This window comes from Acidiphilium sp. 34-64-41 (assembly GCF_002282635.1).
Lineage (GTDB): Bacteria > Pseudomonadota > Alphaproteobacteria > Acetobacterales > Acetobacteraceae > Acidiphilium > Acidiphilium rubrum.
The window spans coordinates 17,194-34,411 of sequence record NZ_NCJX01000040.1 but is presented as its reverse complement, the minus strand read 5'-3'; the positions used below and the strand labels follow the sequence as shown (position 1 = coordinate 34,411).

The 17,218-nt window shown below is 64.8% G+C and carries 18 protein-coding genes; 8 read left to right on the top strand and 10 right to left on the bottom strand.

The window, feature by feature from the left end; all coding sequences use genetic code 11:
• Positions 1 to 213: 213 nt before the first annotated feature.
• From B7X49_RS10185 to B7X49_RS10175, 3 genes are read right to left on the bottom strand one after another with little or no spacing between them, the layout of a single operon-like run.
• Positions 214 to 609 carry a hypothetical protein gene (locus B7X49_RS10185; RefSeq protein WP_286704360.1) on the bottom strand — a complete coding sequence of 132 codons (396 nt, stop codon included), beginning with the start codon at positions 607 to 609 and terminating at the stop codon, positions 214 to 216.
• A 10-nt stretch (positions 610 to 619) separates the two neighbouring features.
• Positions 620 to 1,867, bottom strand: coding sequence for an AmpG family muropeptide MFS transporter (locus tag B7X49_RS10180; protein ID WP_286704359.1), 1,248 nt, complete (start codon positions 1,865 to 1,867; stop codon positions 620 to 622).
• A gap of 58 nt (positions 1,868 to 1,925) precedes the next feature.
• A complete protein-coding gene (locus tag B7X49_RS10175) occupies positions 1,926 to 2,549 on the bottom strand; it encodes a transglycosylase SLT domain-containing protein (RefSeq protein WP_286704358.1) in 624 nt (207 codons plus the stop codon).
• Positions 2,550 to 2,742: 193 nt separating this feature from the next.
• Between B7X49_RS10175 and B7X49_RS10170 the strand changes: the two genes are divergently transcribed.
• From B7X49_RS10170 to B7X49_RS10155, 4 genes are all read left to right on the top strand, one after another.
• Complete coding sequence (locus B7X49_RS10170) at positions 2,743 to 3,534, top strand: hypothetical protein (RefSeq protein ID WP_286704357.1); 792 nt, start codon at positions 2,743 to 2,745, stop codon at positions 3,532 to 3,534.
• Between the two features lie 145 nt (positions 3,535 to 3,679).
• Positions 3,680 to 5,509, top strand: a complete 1,830-nt coding sequence (gene typA, locus B7X49_RS10165) for a translational GTPase TypA (protein WP_029312307.1) — start codon at positions 3,680 to 3,682, stop codon at positions 5,507 to 5,509.
• A 370-nt stretch (positions 5,510 to 5,879) separates the two neighbouring features.
• Positions 5,880 to 7,361: a SulP family inorganic anion transporter gene (locus tag B7X49_RS10160; protein ID WP_286704356.1), complete on the top strand. Its 1,482-nt coding sequence runs from the start codon at positions 5,880 to 5,882 to the stop codon at positions 7,359 to 7,361.
• Positions 7,362 to 7,374: 13 nt separating this feature from the next.
• Complete coding sequence (locus B7X49_RS10155) at positions 7,375 to 8,226, top strand: universal stress protein (RefSeq protein ID WP_286704355.1); 852 nt, start codon at positions 7,375 to 7,377, stop codon at positions 8,224 to 8,226.
• Between the two features lie 57 nt (positions 8,227 to 8,283).
• Here the strand turns inward: B7X49_RS10155 and B7X49_RS10150 are convergent, their stop codons facing one another.
• From B7X49_RS10150 to B7X49_RS10140, 3 genes are all read right to left on the bottom strand, one after another.
• The gene (locus B7X49_RS10150; RefSeq protein WP_286704354.1) at positions 8,284 to 9,459 is read right to left on the bottom strand and encodes a mechanosensitive ion channel family protein; all 1,176 of its coding nucleotides are present in this window, start codon (positions 9,457 to 9,459) and stop codon (positions 8,284 to 8,286) included.
• A gap of 146 nt (positions 9,460 to 9,605) precedes the next feature.
• The gene (locus tag B7X49_RS10145) at positions 9,606 to 10,367 is read right to left on the bottom strand and encodes an arginyltransferase (RefSeq protein ID WP_286704353.1); all 762 of its coding nucleotides are present in this window, start codon (positions 10,365 to 10,367) and stop codon (positions 9,606 to 9,608) included.
• Between the two features lie 34 nt (positions 10,368 to 10,401).
• Positions 10,402 to 10,896, bottom strand: a complete 495-nt coding sequence (locus B7X49_RS10140; protein WP_286704352.1) for an RDD family protein — start codon at positions 10,894 to 10,896, stop codon at positions 10,402 to 10,404.
• Between the two features lie 253 nt (positions 10,897 to 11,149).
• On the opposite strand from B7X49_RS10140, the gene B7X49_RS10135 reads away from it, so the two are divergent.
• From B7X49_RS10135 to B7X49_RS10120, 4 genes are all read left to right on the top strand, one after another.
• The gene (locus B7X49_RS10135) at positions 11,150 to 12,082 is read left to right on the top strand and encodes a ribose-phosphate pyrophosphokinase (protein WP_029312301.1); all 933 of its coding nucleotides are present in this window, start codon (positions 11,150 to 11,152) and stop codon (positions 12,080 to 12,082) included.
• Between the two features lie 22 nt (positions 12,083 to 12,104).
• On the top strand, positions 12,105 to 12,722 hold the full coding sequence (locus tag B7X49_RS10130) for a glutathione S-transferase family protein (protein ID WP_286704351.1): 618 nt from the start codon (positions 12,105 to 12,107) through the stop codon (positions 12,720 to 12,722).
• Entirely contained in the window at positions 12,722 to 13,276 is a 555-nt protein-coding gene (locus B7X49_RS10125; RefSeq protein ID WP_286704350.1) for a histidine phosphatase family protein, read from the top strand. The genes B7X49_RS10130 and B7X49_RS10125 overlap by 1 nt, the downstream gene beginning before the upstream one ends.
• 112 nt (positions 13,277 to 13,388) lie before the next feature.
• Positions 13,389 to 14,552 carry an iron-containing alcohol dehydrogenase gene (locus B7X49_RS10120; protein ID WP_029312298.1) on the top strand — a complete coding sequence of 388 codons (1,164 nt, stop codon included), beginning with the start codon at positions 13,389 to 13,391 and terminating at the stop codon, positions 14,550 to 14,552.
• Positions 14,553 to 14,564: 12 nt separating this feature from the next.
• On the opposite strand, the gene B7X49_RS10115 is transcribed toward B7X49_RS10120, so the two are convergent.
• From B7X49_RS10115 to B7X49_RS10100, 4 genes are all read right to left on the bottom strand, one after another.
• Positions 14,565 to 14,825, bottom strand: coding sequence for a hypothetical protein (locus tag B7X49_RS10115; protein ID WP_029312297.1), 261 nt, complete (start codon positions 14,823 to 14,825; stop codon positions 14,565 to 14,567).
• On the bottom strand, positions 14,822 to 15,031 hold the full coding sequence (locus B7X49_RS10110; protein WP_029312296.1) for a hypothetical protein: 210 nt from the start codon (positions 15,029 to 15,031) through the stop codon (positions 14,822 to 14,824). The genes B7X49_RS10115 and B7X49_RS10110 overlap by 4 nt, the downstream gene beginning before the upstream one ends.
• 75 nt (positions 15,032 to 15,106) lie before the next feature.
• Complete coding sequence (locus tag B7X49_RS10105) at positions 15,107 to 15,868, bottom strand: NAD(P)-dependent oxidoreductase (protein WP_286704349.1); 762 nt, start codon at positions 15,866 to 15,868, stop codon at positions 15,107 to 15,109.
• 10 nt (positions 15,869 to 15,878) lie between these two features.
• A complete protein-coding gene (locus B7X49_RS10100; RefSeq protein ID WP_286704348.1) occupies positions 15,879 to 17,210 on the bottom strand; it encodes a TldD/PmbA family protein in 1,332 nt (443 codons plus the stop codon).
• Positions 17,211 to 17,218 lie beyond the last annotated feature (8 nt).

Below are 17,218 nucleotides of genomic sequence, written 5' to 3'. Positions count from 1 at the left end.
GGCGGCGCCGAGGCGCCAACCTATGCCCAGCTTTATTCGGGAGCATGGGTCCACCCCACATGTAGTGGGTGTCTGACTTAACCGGATAGGCACGGAAGACTCTTCCTGCTGTGCGGCTTTTGTTTTGCCTATGTGGCTGATCGGGTCCGGCGAAATGGCATCCTGGCGGCCCAGCGTTGACGGCGGATGCGGCGTGGGGGCGGCTTGAGGGGTTCAGGGTGGTTGTGATCCGCTGAGCGCGTGCGCCGAGGAACTGGCCGGGCTGTTCATTGTGATGGATGCGTTGCCAGTGGTGCCCTGCATTGCGAGATCGAACCGGTTGACGCCGAACCATATCAGCATGACCACGAGCCAGACCAGCAGATGCCGCCAGTTCCGCTCTTCGTGGGTGCGCAGCACGATCAGGTCGAGCCATACGAAATTGATGCACAGGAACAGGATCAGGACGGGCAAGGCGGTCAGCCCCCAGACGATCGGGGTACCCGCGCCGATCGGCAGGGACTGATCGCCCCACGGTGCCCAGAGCGCCGAGGCTAAAGTGAGGTAGATCATCAGGCCTGCGATATTCAGGCTGATGGCGTAGCGGGATTTGATCAATGCGGTGGCCATGGTGCCTAGCTCACGGTGCGGCGATGGTGCGTGCCGGTGGATATTTGCGCAGAATCACCACCAGCACCAGGATCGCCGGCAGGGCTGAGACGATGGTGAATTCGTAGAACCTGATCCAGCCGAGCGCCTGGGCGAGCACGCCGGACAGGCCGCCGACCGTGCGCAGGGCGACGGCGGCGACGGAGGACAGCAAAGCGTATTGGGTTGCGGTGTAGTGCTTGTCGCACAGGCCGGAGAGATAGGTGATGAACGCGGCGTCCGAGATGCCCTGGGCGAAGGATTCCACCACGCTGACTACCAGCAGGATGTGCGGCAGGTGCGGGTGGAGACCGAGGACGGGGTAAAGGCCGAGGGCGAGGGTCTGGAACAGGAGGGCGGCCATCAGCGCGGTGCCGACCCCGGCGCGGGCGACCAGCACGCCGCCGAGGGCGGTGCCGGCGAGCACCGCGACCAGGGCGGCCGGGCCGGTGGCGAGGGCGATGATCGCGCGGTTGAAGCCGAGATGGGTGTAATAGGGGGCGAGCATCACGCCGGCGAGGGCTTCGCCGAGGTAGAACAGCACGACGAAGGCGAGGATGACGGCGGCGCCGCGGCGCGACCAGAACTCGGCGAGCGGGGCGATGACGGCATCGCGGAATCTTGCTGCGATCGACCCGGTATCGACGGTTTCGGGCGGGGTTGGTTCGGGGCAGAGCAGGGTGGTGGCGGCGCCGATCAGTTGCAGGGGGACCAGCAGGAGGATGGCTGCGTGCCAGCCGAGCGTGACCGACAGGGCGATGACGCCGGAGCCTGAGATCAGCATCGCGCCGCGATAGCCCCAGACATAGCCGGCGGTTGCGGCCCCCTGCATCGTGAGCGGGAAGAACTCGATCCGCCAGGCATCGATCATGATGTCCTGGCTGGCCGACAGGAAGGCGACGATGCCGCCGAGGATCAGGGTGAGGGCGAGGTGATGCGCCGGGTGGGTGAGGGCGAGGCTGCCGATGGCGGCGGCGAGGCAGAGCTGGATCGGCAGCAGCCAGCCGCGCCGGCGGCCCAATGTGCGGAACGGTGGCGGCGGGCGGATCTGGTCGAGCGCGGGGGCCCAGAGGAATTTCAATGAATAGGCGATGCCGAGATTGGTGGTGAAGCCGATGGCCGCGAGCGGCAGGTGCGCGCGGGCGAGCCAGAGCCGCAGGGTGAAGCCCGACAACGCGAGCGGCAGGCCGGAGGAGAAGCCGAGGGCGGTGATCAGGGCGATGGGCAGGATTCGCTTCATGCCGCCATTTGCCAGGGTGGGGCGTTGCCGCGTCAAGCACTTGATGGCGGTGCGGGGATTATGGCGTGATGATGAGCGGCAGGTGGCCGTGCGGCGGGGCGAGGTGGATGACGTGGCGGTCGGCCGGAGCGAGAGTTGCGGCGGGCGTTGCGGCGATGCCGTGCCAGGCGGCGCTGACCAGGGCTGCGTAGGGCAGGCCGCGCGCCGGGGTGGCCGAGTGATAGGCGGCGGTCGCGGCGCGCCATGAGCCGAGGCTTGCGTGCAGGCGGGCGAGGAATGCGGCGGCGTAGGCGGCGTTGGCGGCGGGGGTGAAACCTGTCGCGAGATCGGGGAAGGCATCGGGGTGGGCTTCGAGGTCGATCTGGAAACAACCGACGTCGATCGATTTTGCGCCGTTGGCCTCGGCGGTGCGGACGAAGCCAGCGGCATCGGCGGCGGTGGCGAACCAATGGCCTTGGCCATCGGCATCGACCGTGTCGGGCCACGCGGCTTTCGCGCCATCTGGCCAGGCGCTGCGGCCGGATTCGACCACGCCGATCGCCGCGAGCAGGCCGGGCGGCAGGTTGTATTGGCGGGATGCGATGGCTGCGGCGGCGCGGCAGCCGCCACTGGCACGGGCGGTGTGGCCGGACAGGAGGATCAGACCCAGGATCGCAACGGCACGGAGGGCGGCCGTGGTCATTTCTGACTCCGGTTTAATCGCGCGGTCAATTCTGCGCGGTTGTTCAGGGCCGACATTATCCCCAAGTCGTTACGGCACACTTAACCGTCGGGGTCTGATCTCGACATAAAACAGCCGTCACGCACTCCGACGTGATCGCAGGAAGGATTTTATTATGCGTACTCTTCTTATGGCAGGTTCAGCTTTGATGCTCATGAGCGGCATCGCGTTCGCGCAGAATGCGCCGGCGAGCACGACCGGCGGACAGCCCGCCACCGCTGGGATGAACTCGACCGGCGTGACCGGTAAGGAGCCTGGCACCTCGTCGGGCAACATGTCCGCCACGGCGGGTGGCATGGCCGCCCCGGACGCTGCCGGGACCGCGAAATCGACCACCGGCATGCAGACGATGCCGAAGCAGCGCCGCAGCACCATGAGCAAGACGATGGGCCATTCGACCGGTATGATGCACCATAGCGCAATGATGAACCACGGTATGGCGGGCGGCGGCATGATGCCGGAAAACGGCTCGGCCGGGCAGTATATGCACATGGCGCAGCAGGCAGTGATGGCGCACAACAAGACGCGCGCGACCGACGCGCTGGGCCGCGCCGAGACGGATTTGTTGACCAATTCCTATGCGCAGGGTTCGGTCAATGGCCCGATCAGCACGCCGGCGATTTCCGCCATCCGCGACGCGCGCAAGGCGGTGCGGGATGGTGATTATCATGGCGCATCGATGATGATCCACAAGGCGATGATGGATATGCATGGTGGCATGATGAACAAGGGCGGCATGGGTTCGACGATGAACACGCCGGTCTCGATGTCCAACACCGGCATGGGCAATGGGTCGATGAACAACGGCGCCATGAATAATGGTGCGATGGGCAATGGGGCGATGGGCAATGGGGCGATGGGCAGCAACGCGCAGCCTGGCCCCGGCGCGGCGCAGGGTAAGAAGGACAGCACCATGCACAAACAGATGACCAATTCGTCGATGTAATCGACGCCTGCGACGGAAAACTGGCGGGAAGGGGCGGCCATGAGCCGTCCCTTTTTTGCATATGCGAAGATCGCTCGTCCGATATGCTCGCTTTTGCGGTGCAAAACGTGTAGGAGGAGCCCGTTGAACCCCGAAAGACGATAATATGACCCAGAATATGCTGCGCAATGTCGCCATCATCGCGCATGTCGACCATGGCAAAACCACGTTGGTGGATCAGTTGCTGAAGCAATCCGGCTCGTTCGGCGCGCATCAGCACGTCGCCGAGCGCGCGCTCGATCGGAACGATCTGGAGCGCGAACGCGGTATCACCATTTTGGCCAAATGCACCGCCGTGCAGTGGGGCGATGTGCGGTTGAACATTGTCGACACCCCTGGCCACGCCGATTTCGGCGGTGAGGTCGAGCGGATTCTGAACATGGTCGATGGCGTCGTCGTGCTGGTCGATGCCGCCGAGGGCGTGCTGCCGCAGACCAAATTCGTGGTCGGCAAGGCGCTGGCGCGCGGGTTGAAGCCGATCGTGGTGGTCAACAAGATCGACCGGCCGGATGCGCGGGCCGATGAAGTTCACAACGAAGTGTTCGACCTGTTCGCCGCCCTCGGTGCCAATGACGAGCAGCTCGATTTTCCGATGCTGTACGCTTCGGGCCGGCAGGGATGGGCGACCGTGGCCCTCGATGGGCCGCGCGAGACGCTGAAGCCGCTGTTCGATTTGATTGTGAGCCATGTGCCGGCGCCGAATTTGCCGGAAGATGCGCCGTTCGCGATGGTCGTGACAATTCTGGAGAGCGATAATTTCCTCGGCCGCGTGCTGACCGGGCGGGTTGAGCAGGGGCGCGCCACCGTGAATATGCCGGTGCGGGTGATCAGCTTCGATGGCCGAAGCGTGGAAACCGGGCGGCTGACCAAGCTGCTGGCGTTCCGCGGGCTCGAGCGCGTGCCGGTCGATGAAGTCTCCGCCGGCGACATCATTGCGGTCGCAGGCCTCAAGGAAGCGACCGTGCCGGACACCATCGGCGGCATGGAAATCACCGCGGCGCTGCCGGCGACGCCGATCGATCCGCCGACGCTGTCGATGACGTTCCGCATCAACGACGGTCCGCTGGCCGGGCGTGAAGGCAAGAAGGTCACGTCGCGCCAGATCCGCGAGCGGCTGTTCCGCGAGGCGGAAGGCAATGTCGCGATCAAGGTGACGGATTCCAACGAGACCGAGGCGTTCGAGGTTGCCGGGCGCGGCGAGTTGCAGTTGGGCGTGTTGATCGAGCAGATGCGCCGCGAAGGGTTTGAACTCACCATCGGTCGTCCCCGCGTGTTGACGCGCGAGAACGAGGCGGGCGAGCGTGAAGAGCCGATGGAAGAAGTGCTGATCGATGTCGATGAGCCTTATGCGGGCGTCGTGGTCGAGAAAATGTCGCGCCGCAAGGGCGAGTTGCAGGACATTCGCCCCTCCGGCGGCGGCAAGCAACGCCTGACGTTTCATATTCCGAGCCGTGGCTTGATCGGGTATCATGGCGAGTTCCTGACCGATACGCGTGGTTCGGGCGTGATGAACCGCCATTTCACCGGCTATGGTCCGTGGAAAGGCACGTTGGAGGGAAGGCGCAACGGCGCGCTGATTTCCAATTCCGATGGCGAGAGCGTGCAGTATTCGTTGTTCGCGTTACAGGATCGTGGGGCGCTGTTCATCGGCGCCGGCGAGAAGGTTTATCTGGGGATGATCCTGGGCGAGCATTCGCGCGAGAACGACCTGGATATCAACCCGATCCGCGAGAAGAAGCTGACCAACATCCGCGCCGCCGGCAAGGATGAGGCGCTGCTGCTGATCCCGCCCCGCCGCCTCAACCTTGAACAGGCGATCGCCTATATCGAGGACGATGAGTTGGTCGAGGTGACGCCGAGTGCGATCCGGCTGCGCAAGCGGCATCTGGACCCGCATTCGCGCAAGAAGGCCGATCGCGCGTTCGACGCGGCCTGATCGGCTCCGGTTCCAACCCCTTGCCTCATGTGAGGCAAGGGGTGGTCGTTTCGATTATTGTCATGCGATTTTGTGTTGGTGAAAGCCCCGGACTGTCATCGATTTCCGGGAATTGGTTCCATTAAATGGAAATTTGTTTCATGCCCACGATGACCGAGCGACGGCCGCCATAGGTGCGCGCGCGTCGATCTCGTTGAGATCCCGCATGATTGCTGTTGATCCTGTGATGAGGGTCGGCTGACCGTTCCGGTTATGCCGATGCCGCGGGATTGATGATTCGATGGGCCCGCCGGCTGGCCGGCCCGATTCCTGACCCGGCATGACGTTCAGGCTCTCCTGTGTTGTCGGGTCCGCACGTATTAGGAAGTCCATGTCTCTTTCCAGAATTCGGACCGAATGGTTCGGTAATGTCCGGGGCGATCTGCTTGCCGGCATGGTGGTGGCGCTCGCGTTGATCCCCGAGGCGATTGCGTTTTCGATCATTGCGGGGGTCTCGCCGGTGGTCGGGCTCGATGCCTCGTTCTGTATTGCCATCGTGATCGCGTTTGCCGGCGGCCGGCCGGGGATGATTTCGGCGGCGACCGGGTCGGTCGCGTTGCTGATGGTGCTGCTGGTGCGTCATTACGGGGTGCAGTATCTGTTCGCCGCGACGATTTTGACCGGGGCGTTGCAGATCGTCTTCGGCATGATGCGGCTTGCGGTGCTGATGCGGTTCGTGTCGCGTTCGGTGATCACCGGCTTTGAGAACGCGCTCGGCATTCTGATTTTCATGGCGCAGTTGCCGCAGTTGATCCACGTGACGTGGCAGACCTATGCGATGGTCGCGGTCGGGCTGGTGATCGTCTACGGGCTGCCGCGCTTCACGCGGGTGGTGCCCTCCCCGCTGGTGGCGATTTTGCTGCTGACGCTGGCCGCCGTGTTCTTTCACATTCCAGTCCGCACTGTGGGGGACATGGGGCAGTTGCCGGACGGCCTGCCGCATCTGCTGATCCCCAACGTGCCGTTTACCTGGCATACGCTGATGATCGTGCTGCCGTTTTCGGTCTCGATGGCGCTGGTTGGTATTTTAGAGTCGATGATGACGACCAGCATCGTCGATGACCTGACCGACACGCCGAGCAACCGCAATCGTGAAAACATGGGGCTCGGCCTTGCCAATATCGTGACCGGGTTTCTGGGCGGCATGGCCGGTTGCGCGATGATCGGGCAGTCGGTCATCAACATCAAATCGGGCGGGCGGGGGCGGTTGTCGACGCTGTTTGCCGGCGTGTTCCTGCTGATCCTGATCGTGGTGCTCGGCCCGTGGCTGCGGGTGATTCCGATGGCGGCGCTGGTTGCGGTGATGATCATGGTTTCGATCGGCACGTTCAACTGGCGCTCGCTGCGCAATCTGCGCACCTATCCGAAGAGTTCCAGCGTGGTGATGCTGGCGACCGTGGGCATTGTGGTCGCGACCAATAATCTTGCCGCCGGCGTGGGCGCGGGGGTGGTGTTGAGCGCTGTGTTCTTTGCGTTCAAGGTGGCGCAGCTGGTGCGGATCGATGGCGAGCTGGCCGAGGATGGGACGCTGCGCGTCTATCGGGTGACCGGACAGGTGTTCTTTGCCTCGACGGTGACGTTTGCCAACGCGTTCGATTTGAAGGAGGCGGTGGAGCGGGTGCGGATCGATCTGACCCATGCGCATTTCTGGGATATTTCGGCGGTCGAGTCGCTCGATAAAGTGGTGCTGAAGCTGCGCCGCAACGGCACGATGGTCGAGGTGATCGGGCTCAACGAAGCCAGTGCGACCATCGTTGATCGGCTCGCCGTTCACGACAAGCCGGACGCGCTGGCACTGCTGGACCATGGCTGAGGGAGGATTGATCATGAACCATATCATCGGCTGCCTCGACGGCTCGATTTATGCGGCCAGCGTGTGTGACCATGCGGCCTGGCTGGCGGCGCGGCTCAGCGGGGATGTTTCGTTGCTGCATGTGCTCGATCATCATCGGGAGCATGCTTCGGTGGCCGATTTCAGCGGCGCGATCGGGATCGATGCCAATGATGCGCTGATGGCGGAGTTGATCGAGAGCGAGGCGGCACGGGCACGGCTCGGCCTGGCGAAGGGGCGGGCGCTGTTGCAGGAGGGGGCGGCGCGCGTGCGGGCGGCCGGGGCGGCGGTTGCGACGACGCAGCGCCATGGTTCGCTGGTGGAGACGCTGACCGCGCTGGAGACCGACGAGACGATCGTGGTGCTCGGCAAGCGCGGCGAGGCGGCGGATTTCGCGACGATGCATCTGGGTGCCAATCTGGAGCGGGTGGCGCGGGCGAGCCGATGCCCGGTGCTGGCAGCGGCGCGGGGGTTCAAGCCGATCGGGCGGGTGATCATTGCCCATGACGGCGGCGCCAGTATTTGCAAGGCGATGGCATTCGCCGCGCGATCGTCGTTGCTGCGGGGCATGGATGTGCAGATACTCGCGGTCGGGACAGCCGATGCGGCGCGTCACGCCCAGTTGGAGCAAGCGAAGGCGCAGGCCGAGGCCGGCGGCGCCCGGGTGAGCACGCGGATCGAGCCGGGTGAGCCTGAGATTGTGATCGCGCGGCTGGCCGAGAGCGAAAAATTCGATCTGCTGGTGATCGGCGCCTATGGCCATTCGCGCATCCGCAGCCTGGTGATCGGCAGCACGACTACCGCCATGCTGCGATCGTGCCGGATTCCGGTGCTGATGTTCCGCTGACGCGGGCCGGGTTGGCGGGGTTCTGCGCTTCGCCGGTCGGCGTGGGTGATCGGGCGGCTAGGCGTCCTCGTGGATGGGTTCGACGGCTGCGGGGTGGTCGGGTATCGGTTGGCCTTCGAGTTCGAGGCGTTGTTTCGGCAGGGCGCCGGGGTGGGTGGCTTGCAGGTAGTCGATCATTTTTTCGCGGACGTAGCAGCGCAGATCCCAGGCTTCGCCGGAGTTGCGGGCCGAGACCAGGGCTCGCAGTTCGATGGTGGTGGCGAGGGCGTGGGTGACTTGCAGGACGACGACCTTGCCGCTCCAGAGCGGGGTGGAGTGGACGATTTCGTCGAGTTTTTTGCGGAGTTCATCGACCGGGATTGTGTAGTCGACGTTCCAGTGGACGGTGCCGATCAGTTCGGAGGAGTCGCGGGTCCAGTTCTGGAAGGGTTGTTCGAGCAGCCAGGCCAGCGGCACGATCATGCGTTGCCAGTTCCAGATGCGGACGACGACGTAGGTGCTGGTGATCTCCTCGATCCAGCCCCATTGGCCGTTGATGACCACGGCGTCTTCGACGCGGAGCGGCTGGGTGATCGCGATCTGGATGCCGGCGATCAGGTTGGACAGGACGGGTCTGGCGGCGAGGCCGACCACGAGGCCGGCGGCGCCGGCCGAGGCGAGCAGCGAGACGCCGTACTGGCGGACGGCGGGGAACACCATCAGGGCGGCCGCAACCGTGATCATGAGGATGAGGACGTGGCTGGCGCGGCGCAGGACCTGCCATTGGGTGACGTGCTTGCGCGCCATGACGTCCGCCTGGATATTATCCGGGCGGAGCGATAATTTATAGACGGTGAAGGTGTCGACCGCGACCATCAGGCTCCAGCCGAGCAGGACGATGAAGCCCGCACTCAGGACGTGCAACACGCGCGAAAGGGTAGAGGCGGCCATCGGCGCTTCCGGCAGAACGGTGCCGAGCAGCACGACCGCGAGCACCAGGAACAGGATGCGTCGCGTGCGTTTGACCAGGATGGCGAGGACCGGGCGCCGCTTGAGCAGCGGCCCGGGCACGGCGTGGACCAGGACGAAGTGGATGATGGCGGCGGCCAGCAGGGCGGCGGCGATCAGGATCAGGGTGGTCAGGGCATGCGGCAGGCCGTGCATGGCGGTGGTGGCGTTGTTCGCGGCGTGCGAGATCGGGTTGGACGGGGCGAGGGCTTGGGTTGGGTTGGTGCTTGTCGCGGTTTGGGCCATGGAGCCTCCTCTGGCATGTGCCGCAACGGTCATGGTGCGGTGCAGCAAACTCGGTTGCTGATTGCCAGTTAGAACCCGGCGGGGCGGATGCAAGGCTTATCATGCGGCGCGGGTGCGTTGGGGCGGCTGAACCGGAGGATTGGTGATCAAGCCGACGTGATGGGGGTCCGTTCGATGGCGGTGTGCTGTGGGTCGAACATGGTTTCGCGGTCGACCCAGGCACCGCCGGCGAGCACCTGGGTGCGGCGGAACTTGGCTTTGTAGGCCATTTTCGGGCTTTCGGGGACCCAGTAGCCGAGATAGACATAGGGCAGGCCGAGCTCGCGGGCGCGCTCGACCAGCCAGAGGATCGATTGCGTGCCGAGCGAGTTGCGGGCGAGGTCGGGGGCGAAGAAGGAGTAGACGGCCGAGAGACCATCGCCCAGGCGATCGGTCAGGCAGGCGCCGACCAGACGATCGGACTCGTCGCGGTATTCGACCAGCCAGGTTTCGATCGGTGTGTCTTCGACCATGGCGCGGTAGTCGTAGAAGCTCATCGAGGCCATGTCGCCGTCGCCGTGGCGGGCTTGCTGGTAGCGCTGGAACAGCAGGAACTGTTCGGAGGTGGCGCGCGGCGGCATTTCATAGGCGCGCAGCCCGGTGTTGAGCGCGGCGATGCGGCGCTGGGTGCGGCTGGGGGTGAATTCGGCGACGACGATGCGGATGGGGATGCACGAGCGGCAGCCGTGGCAGACCGGGGCATAGGCGATGTTGTGGCTGCGGCGGAAGCCGCCGCGCGAGAGGCGATCGTGCAGGGCTTCGGCGCCGGTGCCGCCGAGTTCGGTGACGACCTTCCGTTCGGTGCGGCCGGGCAGATAGGGGCAGGGCAGCGGTGCTGTGGCGTAGAAGAACTGTGGCGAGCGCGACATGGGTGGGCCGGGTTTCATGGGGTATGCGATCGACTCACGCGGCGGGGGCCCGGTTGAGGGCGGCGGCGTGGACCATGGTGAGGCCGGACAGCAGATCGTGCAGGGCGCGATGGCGGCGGGTGATCAGCACCAGGAGAAACGGGATCATGCTGAGAGCGAAGCACAGATAGAGCAGGACGGTCCAGGCGATCGCCTGGGCGAGGCTGGGTCGTGCCGGCACGGGCAGGCTCAGCGTGTCGTCCTGGCGTAGGGTGAGGCCGAGCAGGCGCTGGCCGGGGGTGGCGGCGCTGCGGGTGCAGAGCCAGGCGACGTAGTAGATGGCGGGGATCAGCGGCATCAGGTGGAACAGCAGGAAACCGAGGCCGAGGGTGAGGATGCCGAGCACGGCGATGACCCAGGCGAGCGCCGTTCCGAGCACGGCGATCAGGATGATGTCGATGATGAAGGCGATGATCCGGCGCGGCCAGACATCGCGGGTGAGCCATGCATCGAGCACGATGTCCGGGCGGAGCGACAGGCTTTGACTCATGGGTGAGAGAGTATGGTCCGGTTGGGTATAACGCAATGGCGATTCGCACGGGGCCGCCGATGGTTTCGCGAGCACACGACGAAGGAGCCGCGTTTTTGTGCTGGATTTTTGTCCATGAAAGAGACGAATTCGCTTTTTCGGACATCGTCTGTTTCGACGACCGACAATGGACAGCACGCCAAGCGATTGCTAAACGCCCGGTCTCGCCCCGTATCGAGCGCGAGCGCGCGCATCAGCCCCTGGAACCTCCCTGATGAAGATTGTCGCCTGCAATTCGAACCCGCCGCTCGCCGAGGCGGTGGCCGCCGCGCTTGATCTGCCGCTGGCGAAGGCGTTGATCCGCCGGTTTGCCGATATGGAGATCCATGTCGAGATTCTCGAAAATGTCCGCGGCGAGGATGTGTTCGTGATCCAGTCGACCGCGTTTCCGGCCAACGATAATCTGATGGAATTGCTGATCACGCTCGATGCGCTGCGGCGCAGCTCGGCGCGGCGGATTACCGCGGTCATTCCGTATTTCGGGTATGCGCGGCAGGACCGGCGGACCAGCCCGCGCACGCCGATTTCGGCGAAGCTGGTGGCGAATTTGATTACCGAGGCGGGGGCGAACCGGGTGCTCACGATTGATTTGCACGCGGGGCAGATTCAGGGGTTTTTCGATATTCCGGTGGATAATCTGTACGGCGCGCCGCTGTTTGCGCGGGATATCAAGGAGCGGTTTGCGGGGCGGGATATCATGATGGTGTCGCCTGATGTGGGCGGTGTGGCACGCGCGCGGGCGATTGCGAGCCGGTTGAACTGTGACCTTGCGATCATCGACAAGCGCCGCGAACGGGCAGGCGTTTCCGAGGTGATGAACGTGATCGGCGATGTCGAAGGGCGCAACTGCATCCTGATCGATGATATCGTCGATTCCGGCGGTACGTTTTGCAACGCGGCGGAAGCCTTGCTGCTGCATGGCGCGACGTCGGCTTCGGCCTATGTGACGCATGGCGTGCTTTCGGGAAAGGCGCTCGACCGGATCGAGGCGAGCCCGATCGAGACGCTGACGATTACCGACAGTATCCGGCTCGATGCGACGCGGGCATGCCCGGCGAATTTGCGGGTGTTGAGCATTGCGCCGCTGCTGGCGACCGCGATGCGAAATATTTCCGAGGAGACCTCGGTCAGTTCGCTGTTCGACTGAAACCATTGTCAGGGAGATCATCATGAAGCTTTATTATGCGCCGGGCGCGTGTTCGCTGGGTATTCACGTCATTCTCGAGGAGATCGGCGTGCCGCATGAGGGGCAGCTGGTTAATCTGCGCGAGGGGATGCAGTATCAGCCGGCGTTCAAGGCGGTCAATCCGGCGTCGAAAGTGCCGGTGCTGGAGCTCGATGATGGCACCGTGCTGACCGAGTGGATCGCGATTGCCGGGTACCTGGCGGCGACGTTTCCTGCGGCGGGGCTGGAGCCGGCGGATCGGCTCGATTGGGCGCGCGCGATGGGGTATATCAGCTATATCAACGGAACCATGCATATGCAGGGGTTTTCGCGGATTTTCCGCCCCGAGAAATTCTCCCCGAACCCCGAAGAGAAAGAGGCGGTGCGGGCCGAGGGCAAGCGGATTTTCATCGAAGGGTTCGATCTGATGGAGCATGCGCTCGGTGAGCGCGAATGGCTGTTGGGGTCGTATTCGATTGCCGATGCGGCGCTGTTTTATGTGTCGTTCTGGGCAGAGGGGCGCAACACGGTGCCGCTGCCGCCGGGGATTGCGGCGCATTATGCGCGGATGAAGGCGCGGCCGGCGGTGCAGCGGGCGATGACGCAGGAAGGCCTGGTCTGATGGCGCTGCCGCGCGTTGCGTTCTGGTTTCTGCGCCATGGGCAGACCGATTACAATGCGCGCGGGGTTTCGCAGGGGGCGGTCGATATTCCGTTGAACGAGACCGGCGTTGCCCAGGCGCATCGTGCGGCGCCGCTGCTGGCGGGGCGCGGGATTACGGCGGTTGTGGCATCGCCGATGCAGCGCGCGCGGGTGACGGCCGAGATTGTCAATGAAACGCTGAAGCTGCCGATCAGCCTGGAGGCGGATTTGCGCGAGGTGGTGTTCGGCGGGATGGAAGGCCAGCCGTTGCATCCGTGGTTCGCGCAGTGGCTGGATGGCACGGCGACCCCTGAGGGGGCGGAGAGTTTCGCGGAGATCACGGTGCGGGCGGGGCTGGTGCTGGGGCGTGTGCTGAGCGGTACGCCGGGGCCGTTGCTGATTGTATCGCATGGCGCGTTTTTCCGCGCCGTGCGGGGGTTGATGGGGCTGGAGTTGGACGTGCCGACCACGAATGCGACGCCGATTTTATGCGAGCCGGTGGGGCAGGGCTGGCGGGCGACGGCGCTCGCGTGATTGTGCTGTTGGCGTTCAGAAACCGGTGAATTGTGTATGGAATGCGCGGCTGTTCATTGATTATTAACCTTTTCGCGTCATTATGCTTGGCAGGAAACCAGGACGGCCCATGATGGACATGAGTTTTTTTGCGCCGCGCTATATGGATATCGGTGCCGGTGCTGCGTCGCGGATTGCGGTGATGCTCGGCAAGCTGGGGTTGAGCCGGCCGTTGATCGTGACCGACCCGATGATGGTGAAGCTCGGGCTGATCGCCCGGGTGACCGAGCCGCTCGATCGGGCCGGAATGGTTTATACGGTGTTCAGCGAGACCGTGCCGGAACCGGTGGATCGGGTGATCGAGGCGGGCGTGCGGCTGGCGGCGGATCTGGATATCGACTGTATCGTCGCGTTCGGCGGCGGATCGCCGATCGATACCGCCAAGGCGATCAATATTCTGCTCGCGGCACCCGAGGGCACCAGGATGCGGGCGTTCAAGGTGCCGGTAGTGGCGGATGCGGCGGCGTTGCCGCTGATCGCGGTGCCGACCACGGCGGGGACCGGTTCCGAGGCGACGCGATTTACCGTGATCACCGATACCGAGACCGATGAGAAAATGCTGATCGGCGGGTTGGGCGCGTTACCGCTCGCGGCCATTGTCGATTTCGAATTGTCGATGAGCGTGCCGGCGCGGACCACGGCGGATACCGGCATCGATGCGTTCACCCACGCGCTGGAGGCGTTTGTGTCCCGTCGGGCTAATCCGGTGTCGGACAGTTATGCGCGGGCCGCACTGGGATTGATCGGGGCGAATTTGCGCGCGGTCTATCATGAGCCGGACAACCGGGCGGCGCGCGAGGCGATGATGCTGGGGGCGACGCTGGCGGGGCTCGCGTTTTCCAATGCTTCGGTGGCCCTCGTGCATGGCATGTCCCGCCCGATCGGGGCGCATTTCCATGTGCCGCATGGGCTGTCCAACGCGATGTTGCTGCCGGTGGTGACGCGGTATTCGTTGCATGCGGCGCTGCCGCGCTATGCCGAGGCGGCGCGGATCGCGGGGTTTGCCCAGCCGGATGATGCGGACCAACTGGCGGGTGCCAAGCTGGTCGATGAGCTGGATACGATCAATTTCGACCTTGGCGTGCCGACGCCGGAGGCGTTCGGGATCGGGCGGGATGATTGGTATGGCAGGCGCGCCGTGATGGCGGATCAGGCGCTGGCTTCGGGCAGTCCGGCGAATAACCCGGCGGTGCCGGATGCGGCGGCGATCATCGGGTTGTACGAGGCGATTTACTGACGCCGCGCCGGTTCAGCGGCGAAGCAGATAGCCGATGACACCGCCGGCGATGGCGCTGATGATCGATTGTGCCCAGCGCTTGTCGGCCGATGTAGCGGTGGCGGCGAGCAGGATATCCAACGAATAGGCGACCACGATGACCATGAGGATGATCGCCAGGGTGAAGACGACCAGATCCTTGACGAGGCGGACCCGGCGTTCACCATCGGTTTCCTTGCGCCCGATCGTTGCCTGAACATCGGACGGCAGGTTGTTGAGATCGATCAGGCTCAAAGGCCGATGATTTCGGTCTTGATCTCCCTGGTCGCCGGATCGAACAGACCGACATGCAGGCCGCGATCGCGCTGCGCTTCGACCGCGGCGATGTACATCGCCAGCGCCTTGCGGATCAGTGAGGATTTGGTTTCCGGGTCGGTCGCCACGGCATCGACCCGGCGGTTCAATTCATCGGACAGGACGAGATTGAAGCGTGCGGACATGGTGGGCTCCTTGGGGATGATGCGTCATATATGCGTCTTTAATGCGCATTGGGCAAGGTGAATCGGGGGCGTGTTTTATCGGGCGGCGGCGAAGGCACCGCCCTGGCAGTCCCAGCCTGCGTCGGGCAGATCCGCGATTTCGGTGGCGAAATCCTCGGCGTTCTGGGTTGGGCGGTAGCCGAGTTCGGCGGCTTTCTCGTTGTTCCACCAACTGCGGGTGTTGGCGGAGACGCCCCAGACCGGGCGGTAGTCGCTGATCGGGGCGGTGAGGCTCTGCATCACCAGATGTTCGAGGTCTTCGTGGCCGAGCCAGGTGGAGAGGTGGCGCGCTTCGGTGGGGCGGGGCAGGGCGCTGCCGATCCGCAATGCGACGCCTTCGATGCCGTATTTGTCCCAATAGAGCCTTCCCATGCCTTCGCCCCAGAGTTTCGACAGGCCGTAGAGCCCGTCCGGCCGGTACGGGTCGGACAGGCCGAGGCGGTGGCCGACCTGGTACATGCCGATGGTGTGGTTGGAGCTCGCGAACACGATTCGCTGCACATTGTGTCGGCGGGCACCTTCATACAAAGCGTGCAGGGCGACCAGATTGTTCTCGATGATCTCGGGCAGCGGCCGTTCGACGCTGGTGCCGGCGAGATGCAGGACCGCGGTGGCGCCGTGCAGCGCCTGATCGACGATGGCGGGGTCGCGCAAATCGCCGATCACGGTGGTTTCGCGCGGATCGACCGGCGTGATCGGCGCGATATCGACCGCGCGGAGCGGAATGCCGCGCGCGAGCAGGCGGGGGCGGAGGACGACGCCGAGCTGGCCGCCGGCACCGGTCAGGACGAGGGACATGGGCGCCCGATCAGCCGCCCGCCATGGTCATGCCTTCGACGCGCAGGGTCGGGGCATCGGTGCCGCGCTTGAATTCGAGATCGTTGGCGGGGGTGAGGTGCATGAACATCTCGCGCAGATTGCCGGCGATGGTAATCTCGGCGACCGGTTCGGCGATCTGACCGTCGCGGATCATGAAACCGGCGGCGCCGCGTGAATAATCGCCGGTGATGCCGTTCACGCCCATGCCGATGAGTTCAATGACATAGAGGCCGAGCTTGATGTCCGATATCAGGGCCTCGGCGGATAGGGTGCCGGGCTCGATGTAGAGGTTGCTGGCCGCCGGGCTGGGCGGGCCGGAGGTGCCGCGTGCGGCGTGGCCGGTGGTTTTCAGGCCAAGCTGGGCGGCGCTGCGGGAATCGAGCAGCCAGGTGGTGAGGATGCCGTCTTCGATCAGGGCGCGGCGCTCGACGCGCTGGCCTTCACCGTCGAACGCGCGCGAGCGCATGCCGCGGACGCGCTTGGGATCATCGATGATCGAAATGCCGGGTGCGAAGACCGGCTTGCCCATCGCATCCTTGAGGAAGCTGGTGCCGCGCGCGATGCCGGAGCCGTTGATGGCGCCGGTGAAATGGCCGAGCAGGCTGCCGGCGACGCGCGGATGATAGACCACCGGCAGTCTCGCGGTGACCGGCCGGCCGGGGTTGAGGCGGCTGACCGCGCGTTCCGCGGCGGCGCGGCCCATCGCGGCAGGGTCTGACAGGTCAGACCCGTGGACCGAGGAGGAATATTCATAGTCGCGCTGCATGCCGACGCCTTCGCCCGCGATCGGCGAGACCGAGACGCCGTGGCCGGAGCGGCTGTAGGCGCCGGCGAAGCCGCGCGAGGTGGCGAGGGCGACGTGGCTGCGTGACCAGGAGGCGCCGGCGCCTTCGGAATTGGTGATGCCGGGGAAGGCGAGCGCGGCTTCCTCGGCGGCGGCGGCGCGGGCCATCAGCGTATCGATCGAGGGCTCGACGGCGTCGTCCATGTCGAGCGCTGCGGCGTCGCCGGGGGGTGGGGCGTCGGGGATGTCGGCAAACTGGTCTTCGGGCACGACCTTGGCCATGGCGACGGCCTGTTCGGCCAGGCGGTCGAAACTGGCGGGATCGACCGCGCCGGACGAGACGATGGCGCTGCGCTTGCCGACGAACACGCGCAGGCCGATGTTGTTGCTCTCGGCGCGCTCGATCTCCTCGATCTTGCCCATGCGGCGGCCGACCGAGACCGAGGCACTTGAGCCGAGCAGGGCATCGGCCTGATCGGCGCCGGCACGCTTGGCGGCGGACAGGAGAAGATGCAGATTGTTGATTTGAGTTTCCAAAATAACTT